Source organism: Marinobacter nitratireducens (assembly GCF_000708045.1).
GTDB classification, from domain to species: Bacteria; Pseudomonadota; Gammaproteobacteria; order Pseudomonadales; family Oleiphilaceae; genus Marinobacter; species Marinobacter nitratireducens.
This window is the reverse complement of record NZ_ANIE01000005.1, coordinates 21,051-42,272: the sequence shown is the minus strand read 5'-3', so window position 1 is coordinate 42,272 and position 21,222 is coordinate 21,051. Positions and strand designations below refer to the sequence as shown.

The 21,222-nt window shown below is 55.6% G+C and carries 21 protein-coding genes; 8 read left to right on the top strand and 13 right to left on the bottom strand.

The features are described from left to right. Positions 1–25: 25 nt before the first annotated feature. On the bottom strand, positions 26–1,765 hold the full coding sequence (locus D777_RS07330) for an N-acyl-D-amino-acid deacylase family protein (RefSeq protein ID WP_036130101.1): 1,740 nt from the start codon (positions 1,763–1,765) through the stop codon (positions 26–28). A 92-nt stretch (positions 1,766–1,857) separates the two neighbouring features. Between D777_RS07330 and D777_RS07325 the strand changes: the two genes are divergently transcribed. The 7 genes from D777_RS07325 (at position 1,858) to D777_RS07295 (ending at position 6,753) form a co-directional block, all read left to right on the top strand. Further along, a complete protein-coding gene (locus D777_RS07325; protein WP_081849497.1) occupies positions 1,858–2,463 on the top strand; it encodes an NUDIX hydrolase in 606 nt (201 codons plus the stop codon). 210 nt (positions 2,464–2,673) lie between these two features. Further along, a complete protein-coding gene (locus D777_RS07320; RefSeq protein ID WP_036130097.1) occupies positions 2,674–2,880 on the top strand; it encodes a cold-shock protein in 207 nt (68 codons plus the stop codon). Between the two features lie 161 nt (positions 2,881–3,041). Then, positions 3,042–3,245, top strand: a complete 204-nt coding sequence (locus tag D777_RS07315; protein WP_036130093.1) for a DUF3185 family protein — start codon at positions 3,042–3,044, stop codon at positions 3,243–3,245. A gap of 41 nt (positions 3,246–3,286) precedes the next feature. Beyond that, positions 3,287–4,249: a DUF6635 family protein gene (locus D777_RS07310; protein WP_051669002.1), complete on the top strand. Its 963-nt coding sequence runs from the start codon at positions 3,287–3,289 to the stop codon at positions 4,247–4,249. A gap of 125 nt (positions 4,250–4,374) precedes the next feature. After that, positions 4,375–5,325 (top strand): sensor domain-containing diguanylate cyclase, encoded by a 951-nt coding sequence (locus D777_RS07305; protein WP_051669001.1) that lies wholly within the window; start codon positions 4,375–4,377, stop codon positions 5,323–5,325. A 227-nt stretch (positions 5,326–5,552) separates the two neighbouring features. Beyond that, the gene (locus D777_RS07300; RefSeq protein ID WP_036130092.1) at positions 5,553–6,104 is read left to right on the top strand and encodes a hypothetical protein; all 552 of its coding nucleotides are present in this window, start codon (positions 5,553–5,555) and stop codon (positions 6,102–6,104) included. Positions 6,105–6,138: 34 nt separating this feature from the next. Continuing rightward, on the top strand, positions 6,139–6,753 hold the full coding sequence (locus D777_RS07295) for a PEGA domain-containing protein (protein WP_036130090.1): 615 nt from the start codon (positions 6,139–6,141) through the stop codon (positions 6,751–6,753). Between the two features lie 95 nt (positions 6,754–6,848). On the opposite strand, the gene D777_RS07290 is transcribed toward D777_RS07295, so the two are convergent. The 5 genes from D777_RS07290 to D777_RS07270 form a co-directional block, all read right to left on the bottom strand. Then, positions 6,849–7,634 (bottom strand): alpha/beta fold hydrolase, encoded by a 786-nt coding sequence (locus D777_RS07290; RefSeq protein ID WP_036130089.1) that lies wholly within the window; start codon positions 7,632–7,634, stop codon positions 6,849–6,851. A 163-nt stretch (positions 7,635–7,797) separates the two neighbouring features. Beyond that, positions 7,798–8,109: a hypothetical protein gene (locus tag D777_RS07285; protein WP_036130087.1), complete on the bottom strand. Its 312-nt coding sequence runs from the start codon at positions 8,107–8,109 to the stop codon at positions 7,798–7,800. Between the two features lie 47 nt (positions 8,110–8,156). Continuing rightward, a complete protein-coding gene (locus tag D777_RS07280) occupies positions 8,157–8,789 on the bottom strand; it encodes a hypothetical protein (RefSeq protein ID WP_036130086.1) in 633 nt (210 codons plus the stop codon). A 3-nt stretch (positions 8,790–8,792) separates the two neighbouring features. Next, positions 8,793–9,233, bottom strand: a complete 441-nt coding sequence (locus D777_RS07275; protein WP_036130083.1) for a hypothetical protein — start codon at positions 9,231–9,233, stop codon at positions 8,793–8,795. A gap of 70 nt (positions 9,234–9,303) precedes the next feature. Continuing rightward, complete coding sequence (locus tag D777_RS07270) at positions 9,304–10,167, bottom strand: alpha/beta fold hydrolase (protein ID WP_051669000.1); 864 nt, start codon at positions 10,165–10,167, stop codon at positions 9,304–9,306. A gap of 97 nt (positions 10,168–10,264) precedes the next feature. On the opposite strand from D777_RS07270, the gene D777_RS07265 reads away from it, so the two are divergent. Then, positions 10,265–10,873 (top strand): DUF938 domain-containing protein, encoded by a 609-nt coding sequence (locus D777_RS07265; protein ID WP_036130081.1) that lies wholly within the window; start codon positions 10,265–10,267, stop codon positions 10,871–10,873. 49 nt (positions 10,874–10,922) lie between these two features. Here the strand turns inward: D777_RS07265 and D777_RS07260 are convergent, their stop codons facing one another. The 7 genes from D777_RS07260 to D777_RS07230 form a co-directional block, all read right to left on the bottom strand. Further along, complete coding sequence (locus tag D777_RS07260) at positions 10,923–12,701, bottom strand: DEAD/DEAH box helicase (RefSeq protein WP_036130079.1); 1,779 nt, start codon at positions 12,699–12,701, stop codon at positions 10,923–10,925. A 99-nt stretch (positions 12,702–12,800) separates the two neighbouring features. Then, a complete protein-coding gene (locus D777_RS07255) occupies positions 12,801–13,787 on the bottom strand; it encodes a HupE/UreJ family protein (RefSeq protein ID WP_150112627.1) in 987 nt (328 codons plus the stop codon). Positions 13,788–13,792: 5 nt separating this feature from the next. Beyond that, complete coding sequence (locus tag D777_RS07250; RefSeq protein ID WP_150112626.1) at positions 13,793–14,740, bottom strand: foldase protein PrsA; 948 nt, start codon at positions 14,738–14,740, stop codon at positions 13,793–13,795. Further along, positions 14,710–16,728, bottom strand: coding sequence for a DUF3604 domain-containing protein (locus D777_RS07245; protein WP_051668999.1), 2,019 nt, complete (start codon positions 16,726–16,728; stop codon positions 14,710–14,712). Before D777_RS07245 ends, D777_RS07250 begins: the two co-directional genes overlap by 31 nt. A 38-nt stretch (positions 16,729–16,766) precedes the next feature. Beyond that, positions 16,767–18,815: an MOSC N-terminal beta barrel domain-containing protein gene (locus D777_RS07240; RefSeq protein WP_081849496.1), complete on the bottom strand. Its 2,049-nt coding sequence runs from the start codon at positions 18,813–18,815 to the stop codon at positions 16,767–16,769. Positions 18,816–18,867: 52 nt separating this feature from the next. Further along, positions 18,868–20,238 carry a flavin monoamine oxidase family protein gene (locus D777_RS07235; protein ID WP_036130075.1) on the bottom strand — a complete coding sequence of 457 codons (1,371 nt, stop codon included), beginning with the start codon at positions 20,236–20,238 and terminating at the stop codon, positions 18,868–18,870. Next, positions 20,235–21,185, bottom strand: coding sequence for an alpha/beta fold hydrolase (locus D777_RS07230; protein WP_036130068.1), 951 nt, complete (start codon positions 21,183–21,185; stop codon positions 20,235–20,237). Before D777_RS07230 ends, D777_RS07235 begins: the two co-directional genes overlap by 4 nt. Positions 21,186–21,222: the final 37 nt, after the last annotated feature.

The window sequence follows — 21,222 nt, the reverse complement described above, 5'->3', positions numbered from 1 at the left end:
GTCAGCAGGTTTCTGTACCTCTGCTCTACCGGGCAGGGAGAAATGCACCGAAGCCCATATCGCGCCCCAGTGCTGGAGATAACTGTTCCTCCTCCACAGCGACTTGCCCGTTGATGAGCACATGCTTCACGATTCCCGGGTTGCGATTCACCAGACGCTTGAGATCGAAGTTTTCCATCTCAGCCCAGCTTACCTCTTCCAGATTCTGATCAAATCCGCTCGGATCCAGCACCACGACATCAGCGCGATCGCCCTCACGGATGGTCCCGGCGTCGACGCCAAACCAGTCGGCCTGATCACCAGTCAGCCGGTGAACAGCCTGCTCCATGGTCATCACAGGATCCCCCTCATCAATAGACTCCTGGACGAGTTTGAGCATGCGAAGGGGCAAGTTATAGAACGCCATGTTACGAATATGCGCCCCGGCATCGCTGAAGGTGATTAAAGCGCGAGGGTCTTTCACCATCCGTTTCAACACCTGCTTGCGGTGGTTGCCAACCGTGGTATACCAGCGGATTTGCTTACCGAACTCCACCACCAGGTCCAGAAACAGATCCACGACGTGAACGCCACGGGCCCTGGCAACTTCCTCGAAGTTCTTCCCGATCAGGGAAGCATCCGGGCAATCGATGATCATGGCATCGCCAAAATCCCTCTGCCACACTCGCGGGCTCAGCTTTTCACCATAGAACCGCCGGAATTCCCGGCGATACTGCTCATCTCTCAGCAGCTCATTGCGTTCAACGGCATTCTTGAGATCCAACGCCATTTCACCCGCCCCGAACTCTTCGAAAAACACCACATCGATGCCATCGGCATACACCGTGAAAGGGGTCGGCAACACCTGCCAACGGAAATCGCCGCGCAGAGCATTGGTGATACGGGAAGTCAGCTTGGTCAGGTTGGTGAGATAGGCACTTCCTTTCAAATCCATCTGGCTGATCAACGTGGTCTTGAGAGGGCGCCGCAGCCAACCCAGACATTCACGCACGTACTGCAGAATCTGAAGCGGTGTGGCGGCGTTGGGCGCCCCCTGATGGGCACGCCCATATTGGCGCACCAAGCGGTTCAGTCTGGCAATCTCACTCCAATGGGCATAGGTGCTGGGCAAACTCTTGGACCATTCCCGGTCACCGTCGACCTTGTCCCATTTCAGACACATGGTGGATAACCCCAGAAACCCTTCATCCAGAGCCTCCTTCATCAACCCTTCCATGGCCTGTATTTCGTCCTCGCCAGGCCTCACCCTGAGGTCGGTCGCCCGGGAAAGGCCCATGACACCCACACGCAAATCACTGTGCCCCAGGAAGCTGATGACATTCGGCCCAAGCGGTATTTGTTTCACATGGTCAACCCACTGTCTCGGCGTGGACCAGGTTTTATGCGCCTTCAGGATTGGCAGGACCCGTTCACGGGGTACCGTTTCCACGCGGGTGAAGATATCCGAGGCATCCTCGTAATCGCTACAGACCATGCTCAGGGAGCAACTGCCGACCAGTACTGTGGTTACACCATGCCTGACGGACTCAGACAGGCTTGGACTCACCAGCAATTCCGCATCGTAGTGGGTGTGGGTATCCAGAAACCCCGGCGTCACCCAAAGTCCCCCGGCATCAATGACCCGAGCGGCCTCACTGTCGGGAATGGATTCCTCAGTGACCCGGGCGACACGGCCATCTTTAACGGCCAGATTGCAGATGTGGGAGGGTGCACCCGTCCCGTCGAAGTACCGCCCACCCTTGATGAGCACGTCATACTGAGCCATTGCCTGATATCCTTTCAGTGTTATTGTTCGAATTCTGATCGGTCTACGATGCAACATATTAAACACTGACTCAACGCAGGCAATGCCAGACAATGCGCTCCCTCCCAAAACTCACGGCCCGACCTGCTGGTACACCGCACAAGCGGCGATTCTCTTTACGACCTCAAAAGATACCGTTACGGCGACACCTGACCCGCGCCTCCGTCGCTCTGATATACAGGCAGAGAGAGGATGGCCGTCAGGATTTGCTGTTCATTCAGCGGGCCCATCGCGCTGGGGATCCGTGGTCTGGTGACATGGCCTTTCCGGGCGGCCGCATGCAGCCGGACGATAGTAGCCCACGGGCCGCAGCCGAACGGGAGACGCTGGAAGAAACCGGCATTGATCTGGCCCGCCACGGCCGCTTCAGGGCCCGCCTGTCTGACCTGATCACCCGGCATCACAGCCGATGGCGTCCGATGATCGTCACCCCTTACGTTTATGAGTGGTCAGGCCCACAGACCATGACACTGAACCATGAAGTAGAGAATACAGTCTGGGTACCCATGGATTACCTTGCCGCCAGCGAGAACCAGGGCACGCTAACGTGGAGCACACCTCTTGGGGCACTGCATCTGCCGTGTTGCCGATATCAGGGCTACTGCATTTGGGGGCTCAGCTACAGCATGCTTCAGGAACTACTGAAACAGAGTAAATAAATGAAACTTTGCTATACACCGACTCTGGAATAGCGTAGAGTCGTCTTCGTTGGAACGATTTAGAAAAGCACTTCACGAATAAGACCTTTTGAGTTTTCTCGCATTTAGTCCTGTTTTTGATCCTGCACGTTTTCTGTTTCCCGCACACCGCTGATCAAAGATCACAACGGTTTTTGACGGCAATTTAATGATTAATTTCAGGATATATCTATGTCTACTGTTACTGGTAACGTTAAGTTCTTCAACGAAGCAAAAGGTTTTGGATTCATTACTCGTGAAGGCGGCCCGGACGTCTTTGTTCACTACAGCGCTATTCAGGGTGGCGGTTTCAAGACTCTGGCAGAAGGCCAGGAAGTTGAGTTCACCGTGACTCAGGGCCAAAAAGGTCCTCAAGCAGAGAATGTTGTTGCCCTGTAAATAACAGGCTCAACGAGAAAAGGCAGCCTACGGGCTGCCTTTTTTGTTTCCGTACTGAGCTCAGTGGAAAGAATTCTCGCCTTGCCGCCGAACATCGCAAATGTCACTCTACCCCGGCAACTGGTATAACCATCCAACCGTTAACATTTAAGGAACCTGCAATGGGAAGCTCCAAGCTGATCGGGATCGTACTACTCGTGGTTGGCATCGGCCTGCTTTACTTCGGCTATCAGTCCACCCAGTCAGTCGGAAACCAACTCACTGAAACACTGACCGGTCGCTTTACGGACGAAACCATGTGGTACCTGATTGGTGGTGCAGCCGCAGCGGCGGCAGGCGCCTTCCTGACCTTCGTGAAGAAATAACCCGCTTACTTCGTCAGACCACGTAGCCCTCGGGTTTTATCATGGCCACAGCCTCGCCGCTGTCCCGCCCCGTTTCCGAAGCCCAGATAGAACTGGCGATACGAACAGGCATCGCACGATACTTCGATGACTGCCGGGAACGGGTGCCGGCATTCATTGACCGACATTTCCACTATCCCGGCGCCATAGCGACCAATCGAGTGGCATTGGGCTGGGACATGCTGCGGGCACCCGCCAACCTGCTCTGGGCACCGGTATACGCCCTCGCATGCTTGCTCCGACTGCTGATTCCGGAAAAAACAGGGCTGCTCTGGCTGCGCAACCTGCTTGGTCGGGTACCCGCCGGCTTTACCACCAAGGTGCAACAGCACATCTCGGACCTCATTCAGCAGGAATTGCTGAACAACGGCGAACCAGGGCCACTACTGGAGCGCTATCTGGTGAAAACGCTTGAGGAGACATACGCCAGCCAAACCTCCGAACCGGTCGATCATCGACAGTTCACTCGGGCAATCGAGCCGCTGGTGACCGAAGCACTGAGCCAATACCGGGTCACCCGAACGGCTTCAGCCGATATTACAAACAGCATTTCCTGCACCGTGCTGGGCGCTTTTGCCTTTCAAAAGTTCACTCCCGGCGGGATCGGGCTTGGCGTTGTACTCGCTTCCGTGCTGGCAAAAAACCTGGCCGCCAGGGATTTTATCCTCGGCGAAACCATCGGTGGCTGGTACTACAGCCTCTTTCCACCGGAGCCCTCCCTCGCAACCACCGCTGGCGTGATGGTTGCCGTCATGGCATCCCTCTCCGCTTTCGCGGCCTTGTCCGGGGTGCTTTTCGATCCCATTCAAGCCGCAATAGGCCTGCATCGCCGACGCTTGAACAAGCTACTCAACCATCTGGAGTCCGATGTAAAGCTGAGCACTCAAAGCAGTTTCCGCCCAAAAGACCAGTTTGTGGCTCGGATACTGGATGCTTATGACTTAATCAGGTCGGGCTTACTGTAGGTAGCAGGCTTGAAAACCTACCTGGTCTAACAATCTTTCACACGACTTATGGTGGTGTTTCAGGGGTTAACGAGTATATTAAGTGAACATATATTCAATATTTTGAACTCTCGGCCTTTTCGACGATGCACAGCCAGACCAGCACCCAAAAACTGAATACAACCTCCAGGGATTTACTGCCGTTTATTGAATCTCTGCCCGATGCTGTGATCATCGTCGACCCCGAACACAAGATTGTACTGGTCAACACCCATGCCTCAGACATGTTTGGTTACCCCACGGATTCTCTGGAAGGACTGGACCTGCAGGCAATCATCCCGGCGACGCATCGTCACGCCCATAAAAAAAGGGTCGATCAGTATTTCCGGTCACCAAACACTAAAGCGATGAGTGTTCAAAAACGCTTCTCGGGGCTACGTGCGGACGGAACAGAGATTCCGGTGGAAATCATGCTAAATACCATCGTGCTCGATGGGGCTACCGCTGCCATGGCCGTTGTGAGGGATGTCAGCTATCAGAGAGAACTGGAAGACCGGCTGATTCAGGAATCACTGACAGACGAGATGACCGGTCTTTATAACCGCAAACACTTCAAGGCTCAGCTAGAAGCCCAGCACTCCGGCTTCATTCGCTCAGCGCTGCCATCGTCCCTCATCCTGTTCGATTTTGATCACTTCAAGAATATCAATGATGAATATGGCCACGCCGCCGGCGATACCGTACTTATCAAGGCTGCAAAAGTCGTCCAGGGAGAGCTTCGCCCATTGGACATAGGGTGTCGAATTGGGGGAGAAGAGTTCGCAATCATCCTCCCCAACACACAGCTGCGAGACGCTGTAACGCTGGCTGAGAGGATCCGCGACCGGATCGAGAAAACGGAATTCAGGCTGGATGACAGTACCTGCCATATTACCGTAACCATGGGTGTCGCGTCGTTTACACCCTCAGACCAGTCGTATGACTCGCTGATGAAAAGAGCGGACAAGCTCCTCTACGCCGGGAAGGCTGCCGGACGGAACTGCATCATTTCGCAGGAAGCTCTGGCGGGCAGACTCGGCGCAGTGCCACAAAAGTAACTGCGAAATCCTTTCTTATTCACCGCTTCTATCCTTTTACCTAATTTCGTTTGGGAACCAGTGCATTCGGTTCACTTCCCCCAACTATTTCACGAATTTTTACGTTGTTTCCACATCAGTTCATAGCAAGCTCACCAATCACTCAGTTATCATTCGCGCCGCTATGAGTTTGGCCTCATTGGCGAAAAATATTCCAAAATAATCAAATAGGTAAGAAGGAATCTTCTGTGCGAATTGCAAGGACTTTGGCAGTACTCTCTGCACTGATCTATCTCACTGGCTGCGCGTCTGGGGCGCAGATGGGCAACATGGTCTACAACGGACCGGTAAAGACCTACGACACAGCTGTGAAAAACAGTGTGAACGTCACCAACGTCTCCGGTGGTGAGGAAACAAACCCTGCCTGGACGTCAGAAATCTCCAATGAAGCATTCTCCGGCGCTCTAAAACAAAGCCTCAGGAAACAGGGGCTGCTGTCAGGCAATGGCCGATATAAACTCGAAGCGCTTCTTCTGGAGGTCGACCAGCCTGTTTTTGGCCTCGACTTTGAGGTGACCACGCACGTCAAGTACGTCCTGACTGACCGCGATAACAACGGCGCGGTGGTACTGAACGAAACAATCGTCGCCCCATATACCGCGACTATCGGTGACGCATTTGCTGCGATCAAGCGGCTAAGGCTTGCGAACGAGGGTTCCGGTAAGGCCAATATCGAGGGATTGCTGGAGAAGCTATCTGAGCTAAAAATACAGCCCGGTGATGTCACTCTCGAGCAATGAGCCTGAGCATCACTCAAGACGATAAGGAATAATCATGAAGCTCCCGCTTCTAGTAATGCTGGCTATTACAGCACTTTGGTCTTCGGGTTGCGCATCCGTCGTATCCGGAACCGACCAGAAACTGACATTCAACAGTGAGCCCGACGAAGCCACCGTTACCGTATCCGGGCGAGTACTCGGTAAGACACCTCTCACCGTGCCAGTCGACCGGGCCTCAAATCAATCGATCACCTTTGAGAAGGATGGCTATGAAACATACACTGCTCAGCTGTCTACAACCACCAACCCCTGGTTCTTCGGCAACATCGTAATCGGAGGGCTGATTGGTTCCACCACAGACGGTGTTTCAGGTGCGATTCATGAGTTTTCTCCCGACCAATATTTCGTCACACTAAAGCCCGAGACGCCAACCGGCATTCCAACCTCCAAACCGAGGCAGATCAAGGAAATCATCATCGCCTTCAGTGGAGAATTTCGCCACCAATTGGCCAGCGGCGGCGGGGAAAAGGTAGATGCGATCCTGCAACTGCTGAGTATCGGCGACGATGAGAAAGAAACGACCATCAGAGCGCTGAACCAACTCGCACTCGCCAATGAGAATGATCTTGAGCTAGCCAGCACGATCATTGAGATCTACGGCGTCAAGTAACGGGCAAAGCCGGACAGCTAAGACTTGGACCAAGCCCCCACCAACCCATAAGGCGATGTGGGGGCTCTCTTATACTGGCCGCTCAACGGCCAGACTTAAAAACGCTCCAGAAAATCCGCAAGAGCACGATTAACAGGCTCCGGATGTGACAAATTTGCCGCGTGGCCGCCGCCTGGAACCACCACCAACTCAGCATCAGGAATCCGGTCTGCCATCGCCTTTGCCCGCTCTAACGGTATGGCGATATCGGCGTCGCCGTGAACAACCAGTGTCGGCTGCGAAATCTCGGGAAGGCGCTCAGTCAGGTCGTCACGAGCGGCCAGAGTCTGGAAATTGTTGCCTATATTGGCCGGAAACATCGCGGCCCATTTTTCTTTCCAATACTCTGCCCCGGAATAGTCATTACCGAGGATAATCTGAGTAATGGTCGCACCGATTTCAGGCGTCAGTCCCTGCGTCATGAAGGTACTGATCAACTGCTGGTAAACTGGAATCTTCTCTTCCAGCTCTGTGCCTGCCTGGCTATCAAGCATAACCAGCCCACGAACCCGGTCAGGATGCGTCAGCGCACAGCGTAGAGACAGAAAACCGCCCTGGGACATACCCACCAGTACTGCGCTCTCAACCCCGAGATGAGTCAGCAGTGCCGCAAGATCGTCGGCTGAATCGTAATAACTGAACGGTTCCGGCTCGTCGACGGCGGTCTGCCCATGCCCCCGCTCGTCCCATGTGATGCAACGATACTGATCGCGCAGGGCCTCTACCTGAGGGGCAAACATGGTGTGGTCCATCAAAAGACCATGGGAAAACACCACCACCGGGCCGCTGCCACCCGTATCTTCGTAGTACAACCGCTGACCGTTTACATCTGCAAAAGCCATAACGCATCCTTTCTTGTTGTTGGATTAAGGTAGTAGCCTATCCTTATGCAGACGATCCCACTATTCAAGCGTTACTTTTAAAGGTTAAGCAAAAGACTATGGCGGGATCACTGCCTGAGTCGTTGAGGGCGGTGAGCTGTGGTAGTGGGTGACGAAGGAACGGCTACTTACCCTCAGGCACCAGGGAATAAGCTTCCCTGACGGTAATCATCGCAATCCGCGAGTCGTCTGGCTCAAGGCCATGCTTATGCAATTGCCCGATCACCATTTTCCCCACGCTTGGGCATTGCGACCGGGGAATGCCATGCTTGATGAAAACATCGGCAATGGCTTGCGGCTTTACATCCTTCGCTGACCTGAACAAAGCACCGATCTCCCGGGCGCAGGCCTGCTGCACGGGGTCCGTATTCTTCATGCTACGCAGGATCAGAGCGCCGGCGATGATGACAAAAACACCAATAATCAGAAATTTCATGGCTCACTCACGTTCGTTCTTCAAAAAACACATCTTTCCGACGTTTCTCAGGTGCCAAACTCACTGGCAGCATTATCCACGTGATCCAGCGCTTTACCCACCTGAGCATTTCCGATAACCCAGCCATAACCGCTGATTAGCAGACCCGGGGCGACAAAAATACCTAAAATGAGCGAAGCAAAAAACGAATCCGATGCCATGCCTGATTCAAACCGAAAAAAGCCGCTCAACAGAACAATGATAAAACCGGCGAGCGAGAAGCGACGCACGAACCTGGTTTTTGCTTCCCTGGTTATCGAAATCTTTTTCCAGCCAATAGCGTCGTACAGGGCACCCAGAGCGTACAACCCTAACGATACCCAGCCAGACAAATACATGACAGCATCGACTCCACTGATATCATTTGGCCCCATGTCAGTGCTGTCAGTTGAGAAAACCAACTTACCGCCCTCTGTCAACGGCGCAAAAAAATCGCCTCCCCACGTTACAAGAAGATCCAGAACCATGATGGTTGCGTTCTGCGAGTATAGAGAAACGATCATCAAAATCGCGGCCGCCCAAACCGCCAGAAATACCGATGTTATGAAGAACCCTGCGTATTTGATCAGCTGCTTCAACAGAAACCGCTTAACGGGCGACCGGGGCACGTCGAAAGTAAACTCGAACGAGATATTAGACAAAGCTCAACTCCTTTTGTGCATCATTTCAGACCGACACTGCCCCACCTCCTGCTCCTGCAAGTAGGTGCAAAATGCCGCAACATCCGGGTTCGTGAAGTCACTTGAGATTAACTCCCCCGGAATCAGCCCTTCATCCCAGCGGGTCGTCACCAGCGCGTACGCGACCCCTTCATCGCCGTCCGGAAAGATCTGAACGACCGCACGTGTCTGATGGATATAGAGATCACGCATCTCCCGCGAGCAACGAAAACGGTTTGCGTCACGCTCCGGGGTACACTGATACCCCTCGCGGCTAAAAAACTCGCTGGCGGCAGAGAACAGCGTATCGTTGTTCAAGGTTGAAGCGGGTAAAGCGTGGATGGTTCGGGTGATATCGCCCGCAACGTTGGTGCAGCCCGAAAGCACCAGCGGCAACAGGGTCATCAGCAGCCTTGGCTTTTTCATCGCAATGCATCCATGCAACTTATTGATTGAAGGACCAGAATTCTCTCATCCTTTGACCGAAGAACAAACCTCAATCCCGAAATGCATCTGCCGGACCGCTCGAGTGCTCTCCTTTCAAATGCCCAATTATCAACTCATTGATCCTCTCCGGCTGCTCCAGCGACATCCAATGCCCACCCTCAAGGCGTTTGTAGACCCAGTCCGCTTCTACGAACCTTCTGGAATTGGTTAACTGGTCTTCTGTGAGGAATCGATCCGCATCGCTCCAGATCGCCAGTGTGTTCGCGTATACACTCGGCTGTTTGCTCAGCAAGACCGGAACTACCGCAGCCCGATAGATGTTCAGTGCCGCTTTGAGCCGACCCGGCTGACGAAGTCGCGCCATCACCTCATCCATATTGGGGTGGCTCGCAAATACATGGCGCAGAGAGATCGGGCCATCACCACCGAGCATCCATTCAGCCAGCCCGCGAACCTGAAAGAAAAAGGTGTACCAACCCAGTTGTTTCTGGCGGAACCCTGCCCGCGCATAAGCCGTCGGGTGGCCCATGGACAACAGCACCAATCGGTTGATTCTTTGCGGGAAGTAGGCAGCAAAGAACCAGGCTATCATCCCGCCCCAGTCATGACCGACCACATGGGCTCTGGTGATATCCAGATGATCAAGCAGCGCCACGTGGTCACCGGCGATTTTGACAGCGTTGTAGTCTCGAACCCGTGGTGCAATCTCAGAATGCCCACACCCCAGCGTATCCGGAGCAAGACAACGGTAACCCGCACCATGCAATGCCTCGATCTGGAGTTGCCACATATCGCCCGTATCGGGAAAACCGTGCAATAACAGAACGACGGGCCGGTGGCCATCACCGGGGGCTGAATCCAGATAGGAAAGCTCAAATCCGCGGTGCTCGAAAACGCTACGAACGATATCCATACTTCTTTTCCTGCGGCATAGCCTGTTGACATCCAATGCTAACGGAAGTCGCGCTGGTTTGTGATAACGTGCAGCCAAAGAAGGAGAGCATAGCCCGATGATGACCGACCTGCCCTTTTCTCAAGCCTGTGAGAACAATAAAGCCCCAATACTGGAACGACTCCGTGAGGTTTTTACAGCGCCGGGCAAAGTGCTGGAAATCGGGGCGGGTACCGGTCAGCACGCCGAACACTTTGCCGCCGCTATGCCGCACCTGCAGTGGCAGCCAACAGACCACCCCAATGCGGCACATCTCGCTCGCCCCCGACTTGAACAGGCCGCACTGCCGAACGTCCTGCCCATTATCGAACTGGACGTAGCCACAGAGCATTGGCCAGTCGAGGACTTCAGATGGGTGTTCTCAGCTAACACGGCCCATATCATGGCATGGGAGCAAGTTGAACAGATGTTCCGACACATAGGCGAGAGCCTGCCAACAGAAGGAGCCTTTTGCCTCTACGGGCCCTTCAACCAGGACGGGCAGTATTCCAGTGAGAGCAACCAACAGTTTGATCAGCACCTCAGGGCTCGGGCACCCCACATGGGTATCCGGGATCTGGAAGATCTGTCTGCACTGGCACAATCGGCAAACCTGACTCTTAAGGAAAAACATGCGATGCCGGCCAATAACCAACTGCTGGTTTTCATCTGCGAGCCCAACTTATGACTCTGAACCGTGAACGTCTGGCCGCCCTTGCTGCTGTATGGACTATCCGCTAGACCTCATTCGCCTTACGGTAGCTGCCCCGATAATCAAAAATCCGCTCCTGCACCTGCCAATAGTGCTTCTGCTTGCGGGCAATCACAAAATCCGGAGCCGGTAACAAGGCCTGAAGCTCTAGCACCTCATCGGCCTTGTGGAATGTTTTCGGCGCCTGCCCATTCGCGAAACGGCGTCCGAACAGCCGGTTAAAAACGGCACGCTGACCGGGTTTACCGAAATCAAATGATTCGGTGAGTTCTTCCCCATCCTCCCCGTGATAGGTCATCTTCAGTTTTCTGCCATCAACAGTGAGCGCTATACCGGCACAACGGATGACCATCGCGTCCTTGAGTTTGAGGGCATCTCTTAGCTGATCGTCCGGATCAATAATCGCCTTCCGGCACTGATGGCAATTGCGGGCGGCTATGTCGTTCTCACCCCCGCAGTGAGGACATTCCTTGAATCGAAAGCGGTAATCGCATTGCTCCGGGCGCGTTCTCTGCCCCGCGGGGTCGTCGGCTTCGGCAGGCTCCAGCAAGCCCTGGCACCGGCGCCCGTAATGCTCGATCACCCGGCCATCGCTGTCGGTTTTTCCCCAGAAGATGTTGGCAAACCCGCAACCCGGGCAAAACACCTGAACCGGCTCGCTGTCCGGATTTGGCTTCGGCTCGCCCACCTCCGGGTGATGCAGGTTTACGCTATTGCCCGCGTAATCAATCACCAGGCAATCCTGCTTGCCGTCATCGAGCCGAAGACCACGCCCCACAATCTGCTGATACAGGCTCACAGACTGGGTTGGCCGGAGGATGGCAATGAAGTCCACATGGGGCGCATCAAACCCCGTGGTGAGCACAGACACGTTGACCAGGTACTTCAGTTCCCGTTGCTTGAAGCGCTGGATCAGCAGATCCCGATCTTTGAGGTCCGTGTCTCCGGTTACCAGGGCGGTTTCGTGCTCCGGCAGATAACCGGTAATCTCCCGTGCATGGTCCACCGTGGCGGCAAAGATCATCACCCCCTGGCGCTCAGCGGCAAGTTCGGTCACCTGATCGATGATGGCGCGGGTTACCCGCTTATGCTTGCTCAGCAGTTGATTGACGTCCCGCTCGGCGTATTCACCAAAGGGGTCCCGAGCCAGCGCCGAGAAGTCGTACTGCGCCACCGCCGCGTTCACCAACTCAGGTCGGGTGAGATAGCCTCGGCTGATCATAAAACTCAGTGGCAATTCGTATATGCAATGCAGGAAAGGCTTGTCCTGGTCTTTGCCTGAGCCACGAACAAACCCGCGGTAGTGGTAGCGGTAGATCCAGCCCATGCCCAGACGATAGGGAGTCGCGGTCAGCCCGAGCACCTTCAGGGCGTCATTCTGTTGTTTGAGCAGTTCAATGATTCGCTGATACTGACTGGTTTGATCGCCGCTAACCCGGTGGCACTCATCAATGATGACCAGCGAGTACTCATCCCGAAACGCCTCCAGATTGGCGGAGACCGACTGCACGCTGGCGAAGGTGACCTGATGCTCATTTTCCTTGCGCTTGAGCCCGGCCGAGAAGATGCCGCCGGTTAGCCCATAACTCTGGTACTTGGCGTGATTCTGCTCCACCAGTTCTTTTACATGCGTCAGCACCAGAATTTTACGACGGGCCAAGCGAGCCAACTCGGCAATGACAAGACTCTTCCCAGCGCCCGTTGGCAACACGATGACGGCGGACTCATCAGATTTTCGAAAATGACTCAACGTGGCATCAACGGCTTCCTGTTGGTAGGGCCGCAGTTGGAAAGGAGCATTCATGGCAGTGCTTTATCGTTAGGGGGATGACCGGTCGATCAGAGACTTTATGACGGAGCGACGGCCGGTGTCTATGGCAGCCGCTGCGCTCAACTCATTGCCCTAAACAATCAACGCCAGCATGCGCTCCCACCACCAGTAGGCAGCAGCATTGCCCATCACGAAAATCAGGGCAGTAGCCACGGTAGCTCGCCACTTCGGCTCCACTCCAAACCATCGTGAAGCCCCATAAAGCATCAGAATGCTACCGATGAAAACCAGTTGCCCCAGTTCAATCCCCAGGTTGAAGCCCAATAAATTGATGAGCAAGTCACCGGAACGCAAACCCGCACTCTCCAGTACGTTGGCAAAACCCAAGCCATGAAGCAGGCCGAAGCCAAGAGGCATCAACAGAATGTCCTTCCAACCCCGCTCCACTTGCCGGCGCCGGGTTCTGAACAGACTGGTTGCCAGATAGAGAATGCTTCCGGCTATTGCAAGTTCTGCCAGCGCAACAGGCACAGAGAGGGTCCCCAGCGTCACAAGCGCGAGGGTAAGACTGTGTCCAACCGTGAACAGGCTAGCAGCGGCTATCAGTGCGCGCGTTCGTCCCAGATAAAGCACAAGACCGATGATAAATAACAGATGGTCAAACCCGGCAAACAGGTGACTCACGCCTGAACCAACAGCCTGTCGAAACTGCTCGATCGCCGCCGGCTCACCAGAGAGCAGGTGAAAGGGGTTGTTGTGGTGCAAAAGTATGGTGCGGTTTTGTCCGTCGCCTGCAATCAGGCGCAGCACGACGTTAACCTCCGCCGACAGCTCCGACCAGCCAATCGCTCCTTCAGGCAGTCCCCCACCACAGTCCAGCTGCCACTCACTCCAGACGCCGTCACTTTCACGCTGCGACGGAACGCTCTGAGACACCCGACACATTGGAGGGAAATCCGGTTCTGGCACTTCCATAGCCAGGTTTTGCTTAAGGCGGGCAATCACCAAGCCATCGGAACCCAACCTGAGTTCAAGCAACGCCGGCGCCTTCGAGTGCGCAACCGCCGTTCCCGACCAAACAATGGCCAGTATCACCAGCAAACCGATGCGGCTTCTCACGGTCACTACTCCTCACCCGGCTCAACGTGCCAGCGATAACGAGCCCGCAAGTCCGCCAGTGCCAGCTCCAGATTTTGTTTTTCTGCCTGAATCTGACGCTCAATCCGCACTCGATCAATGTCCAGATTGGGCGTCACTCGCTCTCGCCCCTCGAGCCATATCAAATGGTCACCGTAGACCGACTGTATCGGCCCCACCCAACGGCCAATCGGTGCGGAGCTCACTGCACGCGCCAGGTCCGGGCCGAGTTCCCGGGCGATCTGAACCTCGCTGACCTGATGAAAGCGGTGCGCCAACAGGAATGGATCAGACAGTTCGGCCGCACTCTCCGGGCGAGCATCCTGCAGACGATTCAACTCATCCGGGCCAATCCGCTGTTCACGAAAGATCTGACTGAAACTGAACTTATGCAACGGCTCCGGGGTCGGCGGCTCTGAATCCAAAGGCGTTGGGGCTGGCCTTGCACCGGCAAGCAATTCAGACTCCATCAACAACCGCAAGCGTTTGCGAACCACAGGGTCGTGGCGATGCATGTCGAGATCGTAGGCGTGCTCCAACGCACCCGGGCTGACCTCCATGCCGAGGAATTCGAGGTTTTGCCGAAGTCGGAGCAGGACTACCGGATCGTTACGATGTACGCCACGGGCCACCGCCTCTGCGATCAGCATTTCCTCCAATGCCACCCCTTCAAGCACTGCCAACATCTCATTGTGTTCTGGGGCGCGCCCCAGTTTCTGTGTCCATTGCTGACGCAGTCGCTCTACCTTTTCAGCCTCAATAACGATCGGCGTTTGCGCCTGCAACGGAATGAACCACCTCGCCTCCGTCACATAAAGCAACCCGCCAAGCAACAGGAACGTCAGCAAAGGCTGGCGCGCAAGCACCTTACCCAGCCGCCCGAACCACGAGAATCGAAGGCAATTCATTGCTTGTACCAGATCGGAGATGCCCAAGCCCTTTCCTGCACGGTAGGCGGCGTATCAACCGCACAGCATCCGGCCCACTCTTCCGGCGGATTGTCACAATCCAGGTTCTCCGGGGCCGCCAAGCACTGCCGCGTCAGCCAGCGGCAGGTGGGTTGTTCAACCACTCGAGCGTAATAAAACGCACTCTGAGAAGGCTCAAAATCCGGATCATCCCAGACACCGCAAAGCTGAGCCGGCCCGCTACCGGAAACCGAGCAGTCCGCCGTATCAACCTGCCAATCGCTCTGTTCCGCTCCGGCTACATCATAAACCTTGTGCTTGGTCACGGGGTTACCCGACTCATCCAGCTCAAGCCAGCCCTTGATTACTTGCATCCGCGCCAGAGGCACCGCTTTAGTCCGGCCATTCTCACGAGGCCAGGCATCGGCAGCGGCCCAGATAGCCAGACGGGGACGCCCCTGCCCCACATGGAGTTCGCCTCCCATGGGCACGCCGCCGGCATCGCCCTGGCGCACAAAACTCTCCCCACTGCCCTGACACATATTCTCCGGCAGGCCGCTTTGGTTTCCTCCAAACACCCTCAGTTGCAACCGCGGGCCGCTTGTCGCGTAGGTTTCCTTTCGCTTGAAGGCATCGAAAAGCGCATCGCGCGTATTTTCCTCGGCCCATGCCACCGCCAGTCCTCCGGGGTTGTTGTAGGCATCATCCTTGACACCGTTCACCGGCGGAACGTCCCGATGGCCGGGAAAATTCTGCTCATCCACCGATCCGGGAAGGCCAAAATGGGAGTCAGTACTGGCTACAAACCCGTACTGAAATGGATTCGCGCCGAACTGACGCTCAAGCAATAACCCCTGTTTCAGGCCGTAACGAACGGTGTTGGTGTATGCCGGGGCTACAGGAAGAGGATTAACACCCAAAAAGAACTGCACAAAGTTCGTCGACGCCAGCTGTTCAAAATCACATAATGGGTCATCCTCGCTCGCACCCTCTGACTGACTGCACTCCGACGACCCCTTGACCTGGAAGATCTCGATCAGAGGTTCAGCCTTCCGTCTCTCATCCACGTCGTAGCTGTCACTGGCGTCCACATCGTTGGGTGATGCAAACATGCGCCCGTTAGACAGGTTGGAGTTGTGCGGAATTGTAAGGTACTCGCAGTCACCGGTGCAGGCCTCGTCCAATTCTCGCCAAAGGTCGGTGGGCGTGGGCGCTTCATTGGCACTGACCGGGATCGTCGGAACCTCCGTACCACGGAAAATCACGTTCCGATGCAGATTGTCACTTTGCGGCGACAAGGTGTATTCATAAGCGTTGAAGGTGGTGAAACAACCCGGCTGGTTGAACCGTTCGGCCTGAAGCTGAGTATCCATCCAGGGGCCACGAGCGGCAGCCTCGCACTTTTCACCCAGCGCGCCACAAAAGGGCGCTCGCTGTTTTCCTGTTTCAGTCAGGGAATCAAGGCTACCGGACTCCAACTTCGGGAAGATATCTGGGCTAAAAGCAGCCGCCCCCCCGCCAAACAGAAGGAATCCCAGTTCTTTGTCCTCACGGAAAAGTGTGCATTCAGGCGAGTAGTAAGCCACCTGGTCGATTGTCGGATCGGTGCACAACTGGCGCTCACCCAACCATTCGCCATGATCGGTAATCGCGGCAAAATCCAACGGCCGGTCTATCTGATGGGGCGGCACCAGGGAGTTGCCCGCCTCATCGTATGGTGGTGCGGCAACTGCCTCGCCCAAGGCAAAACGATAGGCATCTTCAGGCTTGAGCCGGGTCGCCACGGCATCCAGCGAATACTCGGTGTGCAAATGCAGCTCTCCAAAATAGGCATTGCGCTGCGAGTTCGGTGCCGGTGGGTCGCAAGCCAAGGACGGCCAGGGCTTTGACGCAGTCGAGCCGTTGACCAGTTCTTGATTCTCTGATGGCGAACTCGACTCTCCTCCGCCACAGGCGGAGAGCATCGACAGAACCGATACCCCAGCCAGAAAAAGCAGGCATTTACGAAGTGACATGATTTTTTACCTTTTTTGTTTTTTTGCTTTCAACGCCCCTACAGCTCGATCTCCAGATCTGATTTCGGCCTTGCCGAACACAGCAGCACTTTGTTTTTGCCTCCTGGAGGCTGAATATCCTCTGGGTAGCTGACCTCCCCTGAGAGCAGAGTGGCCTCACAAGCCTGACACGCCCCATAGCGACAACCAGACGCGGCGTCGATTCCCTGAGCCTCAGCAAAACTGAGCAGGCTTTCCTGTTTCGGGTCCCAGTTCAGGGTCTGACGACTGTCGGTAAAGCGGATGCGGTAGGCGGTCTGGTCGCCATCATCGGCCGCGACACTGGCACCGAAGCTCTCGAAGTGCAGCTGCCCGGCGTTAATTCCCTGGGCAACAAGACCATCATGAAAGGCTTTGCTGAATGCTGGTTTACCACAGATCAGAAATTCATAGTGATCGTTGGGCTCAAGGGTGCTGCTTATCTGTTCGGGAGTCATGCGACCGGCAACACTACCCTCAGGCAAGTCTGCATCGGGCTGGCTGACAAACAGGTGAAAACGGAAATTCGGCAACCGCTCCTGCAGTGCTGTGAAGGATTGCCGGAAGGCGAAGTCTTGCGGATGCCGAATGCCGTGAAAAAGATGAACCTCACGCTCAGGGTTATGTGCAGCCAGGCTCTGCAAGATCGACATGAAAGGTGTGATTCCGATGCCTGCGCTGATGAGCGCGAGTGGGGTATTGTCAGACGGTACGGCGGCAAATTGGCCGCCGGGATCTTTGACGGCCAGGCTGTCGCCAACGGCCAGTTGGTCATGGAGCCAGCCTGATCCCCTTCCCACAACGGTTTTGCCATCGACGGTGGCTGTTTCGCGTTTCACGGATATGCGGTAGGTGTCTTGCTGGTGTCCAGGGCTGGACAACGAATATGGCCGATAGACATGACCGCCATCGGACTGTGGTATAGCCAGTACGATGTGCTGGCCGGGCACGAACCGTGGCAACTCAGTGCGCTCAGGGTCTTTGAACCATAATGAGACGATGTCATTGGATTCCTGCTCGCGTTTCACCACCGTGAAAGATCGAAAGCCCCTGGGATGAGCCGCTTTCACGGCGGGTGATCGCTTGGTTTGTTTCTCTTCAAACTCAGCGATGCGGTTGCCAACGCCTATGATCTTCGATTTAGCACGGCGCCCCACCTCGTCGAACCACAGGTAGAGCTTGCCACCAACCTGGGGTACCAATTCAACGCTGTCGCCGACCCGAATCTGTGCCTCGTTACGGGGCGTCGCATAGGCTCCGAGGTGCTGGCCAGCGTGCTCCATAACCGTTAGTGGCACCTTCAGGTCTTTGTGGATGCCGGGCTGCGCAGTGCCCGGCATTGAGCAGCGGATAGTCGGATGGTTACAGCGAATGATGGCATCACCAATACGCAGGTCTCGACCACGCCATTCATTTTCGACGATGCCGTTGAGGTCCGGATGAGTTTCGATCACAAAGCTCGGGCGATAGCGCTCAGGACAGAAATTACCTTCCGGGTAGATCGCGTTCATGGTGTCCAGTGCTGCGGTGGTGATGAAATGCAGCGGATAAACATCGTAGAACGCGCCCGGTGGCGTGGCGTATCTGGACAGGGTGGCAAGCACCTTGAGCGAAAACGAGGAGAAATCCGGATCAGGGTCATCCGCTTTCATACCCAGTACATAGCGAACTTCGCTCGGACTCATCGGCTGGGCCAGACGATAGGGCTTCTTGTCACGCGCGGCCGGGCGCTGGATAAGACTGACACGCTTTCCGGTGTACATTGACAGTATCGCTGAGGCGTAAGGGTCGTCTGAGCTGATGCAACGACCATCCGGAAACTCGATTTCTATCCGCGACTGCGCCGCGGGTCCAAAGCCTGTTCGGGGTTCGGAGAGATAGCGGGCTTTCAGCATCATCAGGCTGGGAATTCTTCTGCCGGTTGCGATTTCACCGGTTTCATCATCACGAATCGCCCAGGTGCGGTCGTCGGCAAAGCCTGCAGATTCGATTTGTGCAGCACTGACTCGCTCGCCAAACATCGATTTGACCGGGAAGCGCCAGATTTCCTTGATTGTTCCTATTTGCATCACATCTACCACGCACGCAGTAAGTTCGTCTTTCTAGCCAAAAGCCGCCTCATCAGCCGGCCGGGATCAAGCCCTCAATCACTTCCTCCGCCGCTCGTATGCCTGCACGCACAGCACCCTCGAAGTACCCGTTCCATTCGGTCGACGTTTCCGTGCCGGCCCAGAAAATCCGCCCGCTGGGCTCACGTATAGCATGCCCGACAGAGGTCCAGTGGCCAGGCGCGGCAACACCGGCATAACAGCCGCGTGCCCATTCGTCCTGTCGCCAGCTGTGGTCGTAATAGGCGATGGGGCGGGCAGCTTCTGCACCGAACCAGGATTCCAGTGCACGCAAGAATTCCGCCTTCCGCTTTTCTGGGGACCGTTCGCTGTATGCGACCCCGTCCCGGCCTTCGATAAAACCCATGAGAATTCCACGATTTTCATCCGGCGGGGTAACATCAAAACAGACATGCACGGGCGGCTCATCAGATACCGCTGATCCCGACCAGCCCCGCTCGCGCCAGAAAGGCGTTGGGTACACAGCGAAGCATTTGATCGCGCAGCCAGGCTGCAGATTACTCAACAGGCTCTGCTTTTTATCGGCGAGTGGCGGTTCGAACTCTATTTCACTCGCCAACGCAGGTGGAGCTGCACAAATCACGGAGCCACATTCCCATTCAGCCGCACTCATGAACACCTTGACGGCATCGGTCTGCTGCTCAATCTTGCTTACGGGGTGGTTCAGGAGAATGTTTACGCCTCGCTCCTCCAGCAGCTTTGCGTAGGATTCGGCCAGTGGCTGAACGCCCCGCTCCAACCGGTCCTGCTGAGCACCACCTTCGGACTCCACCAGGGAGAAGAACCCGCCGCCGCTGCGAAAATAAAACAGTGCATGCAACAGGCTGATATCGTCGGGATCGGCTGCAAACACACTTTTAACCGAGATACTGAGCAAGCTGAATGCATCCGGATGACGCACATGCTCACGCATCCAGTCGCCCATCGTCTGGCTGTCCAGTTCCTCAGCTCGAGGGGACAGCCATGGGCTTTCCTTGTTGATGCGGCGTATCAGCCATGACAGGCGCACAAAGGCGTAGGCCAGGCTGCGCAGGGCTGGCAGCGGCAGGTTGAAGGGAATACTACCGCGGTAGGCACCAAGCCGACCGGAAAACAAAGTGCGGTTCTTACCGGCCACGTACATGGGCCAGGTACTGTGCCCCAGGCGCTTCGCCAGGGCGTACATCTCATTCTGTCCCGGCCCCAACCACTGGCCGCCGTAATCCAGCCAGATACTATCCGCCTGTTGCTCGGTACGGGCACGGCCACCGACGCGGTCTCGCGCCTCCAGCACGGTTACCTGCATGCCTGCCGCGTTGAGCTTTTCCGCGGCTGCGAGCCCGGAAAAGCCAGCACCGATGACAATCACCTTGTTTGAATTCATGGCGAGGCGCTCCTTTCTAGCAAGGTTCCCTGGCGGCCGTGTTGAGGAATGGGATACTGCGCTTCGATGTTATCCAATGCCTGCTCCAAGGCTGCCGTGTAAGCCTCGGTGTCCTCCATAAAGGGCATATGGCCCACGTTACGGAAAACTACGGTCTTGGCCCGCTCAATGTTGCCCGCCAATAGCAGAGACTGCCTGGCAGGCACGACCGGATCATGTGTGCCGGCGAACAGATAACAGGGTACGTTGATGTGGCAGAGCTGCTCCGCGATCTCCAGACGACTGATACCATTGAACAAAGGAAACAAGGCCGCCGGATTCTGTGCACGGACATCGGGCCTGATGGTCTCTAGCATGCGCCGGCTGATCGGGTTCGCCCGATAGGCGCGGTGGTTATTCGCCAGGAGACTTGCGAATACACGCTGAATGAATGGACTTTTACTGGCGAGCCTTATATTGGAGGCAAACAGGCCCTCAGCCCACCTGCCGAGTCCTGCCAGTTTCACCAGCAGGCCTTCGACTCCGCCCCAGTTTCCACTGTGGAAACCGGCAATACTGACGATGCCGACCACGTTGGGCGCTTGGTGAATGGCAAGATTGAGTGCGCTGAAACCGCCGGTCGAGTGCCCGACAATGATGGCTTTGCGATCACCCAGCAAATCTTTGAGCGCGCCATACATCACGTCGTAGAACCATTGTTCATTGACGTGTTCGGGAGCAAAGTCCGTCGGCACGGTCGAGGGATGATGAGCGGGTAAGCTCAGGGAATACCAGGCCCTGTCTTTCTTGAAGGCAGGCGGCACACACTCACGCCAGAAATTGACCGACGCCAGTACGCCATGGATGAATACGATGGCGGGCCTCTCATCACAAACAAGGTGCTCATTGACGGCCAGATAGGCTATGTGGTGGCCTTCGGATTCAACGCGGCCCTTCCTGATGTTCATGCACTGCTCCCATTATCATTCTGTTTGGGGCATTCGA

Excerpts from the sequence above, each read along its gene's own strand:
- D777_RS07235 (WP_036130075.1), bottom strand. The coding sequence starts at position 20,238 with ATGAATTCAAACAAGGTGATTGTCATCGGTGCTGGCTTTTCCGGGCTC.
- D777_RS07325 (WP_081849497.1), top strand. The coding sequence starts at position 1,858 with ATGCGCTCCCTCCCAAAACTCACGGCCCGACCTGCTGGTACACCGCAC.
- D777_RS07320 (WP_036130097.1), top strand. The coding sequence starts at position 2,674 with ATGTCTACTGTTACTGGTAACGTTAAGTTCTTCAACGAAGCAAAAGGT.
- D777_RS07295 (WP_036130090.1), top strand. The coding sequence starts at position 6,139 with ATGAAGCTCCCGCTTCTAGTAATGCTGGCTATTACAGCACTTTGGTCT.
- D777_RS07330 (WP_036130101.1), bottom strand. The coding sequence starts at position 1,765 with ATGGCTCAGTATGACGTGCTCATCAAGGGTGGGCGGTACTTCGACGGG.
- D777_RS07270 (WP_051669000.1), bottom strand. The coding sequence starts at position 10,167 with ATGGATATCGTTCGTAGCGTTTTCGAGCACCGCGGATTTGAGCTTTCC.
- D777_RS07265 (WP_036130081.1), top strand. The coding sequence starts at position 10,265 with ATGATGACCGACCTGCCCTTTTCTCAAGCCTGTGAGAACAATAAAGCC.
- D777_RS07245 (WP_051668999.1), bottom strand. The coding sequence starts at position 16,728 with ATGTCACTTCGTAAATGCCTGCTTTTTCTGGCTGGGGTATCGGTTCTG.
- D777_RS07290 (WP_036130089.1), bottom strand. The coding sequence starts at position 7,634 with ATGGCTTTTGCAGATGTAAACGGTCAGCGGTTGTACTACGAAGATACG.
- D777_RS07230 (WP_036130068.1), bottom strand. The coding sequence starts at position 21,185 with ATGAACATCAGGAAGGGCCGCGTTGAATCCGAAGGCCACCACATAGCC.
- D777_RS07310 (WP_051669002.1), top strand. The coding sequence starts at position 3,287 with ATGGCCACAGCCTCGCCGCTGTCCCGCCCCGTTTCCGAAGCCCAGATA.
- D777_RS07240 (WP_081849496.1), bottom strand. The coding sequence starts at position 18,815 with ATGCAAATAGGAACAATCAAGGAAATCTGGCGCTTCCCGGTCAAATCG.
- D777_RS07260 (WP_036130079.1), bottom strand. The coding sequence starts at position 12,701 with ATGAATGCTCCTTTCCAACTGCGGCCCTACCAACAGGAAGCCGTTGAT.
- D777_RS07275 (WP_036130083.1), bottom strand. The coding sequence starts at position 9,233 with ATGAAAAAGCCAAGGCTGCTGATGACCCTGTTGCCGCTGGTGCTTTCG.
- D777_RS07315 (WP_036130093.1), top strand. The coding sequence starts at position 3,042 with ATGGGAAGCTCCAAGCTGATCGGGATCGTACTACTCGTGGTTGGCATC.
- D777_RS07285 (WP_036130087.1), bottom strand. The coding sequence starts at position 8,109 with ATGAAATTTCTGATTATTGGTGTTTTTGTCATCATCGCCGGCGCTCTG.
- D777_RS07305 (WP_051669001.1), top strand. The coding sequence starts at position 4,375 with ATGCACAGCCAGACCAGCACCCAAAAACTGAATACAACCTCCAGGGAT.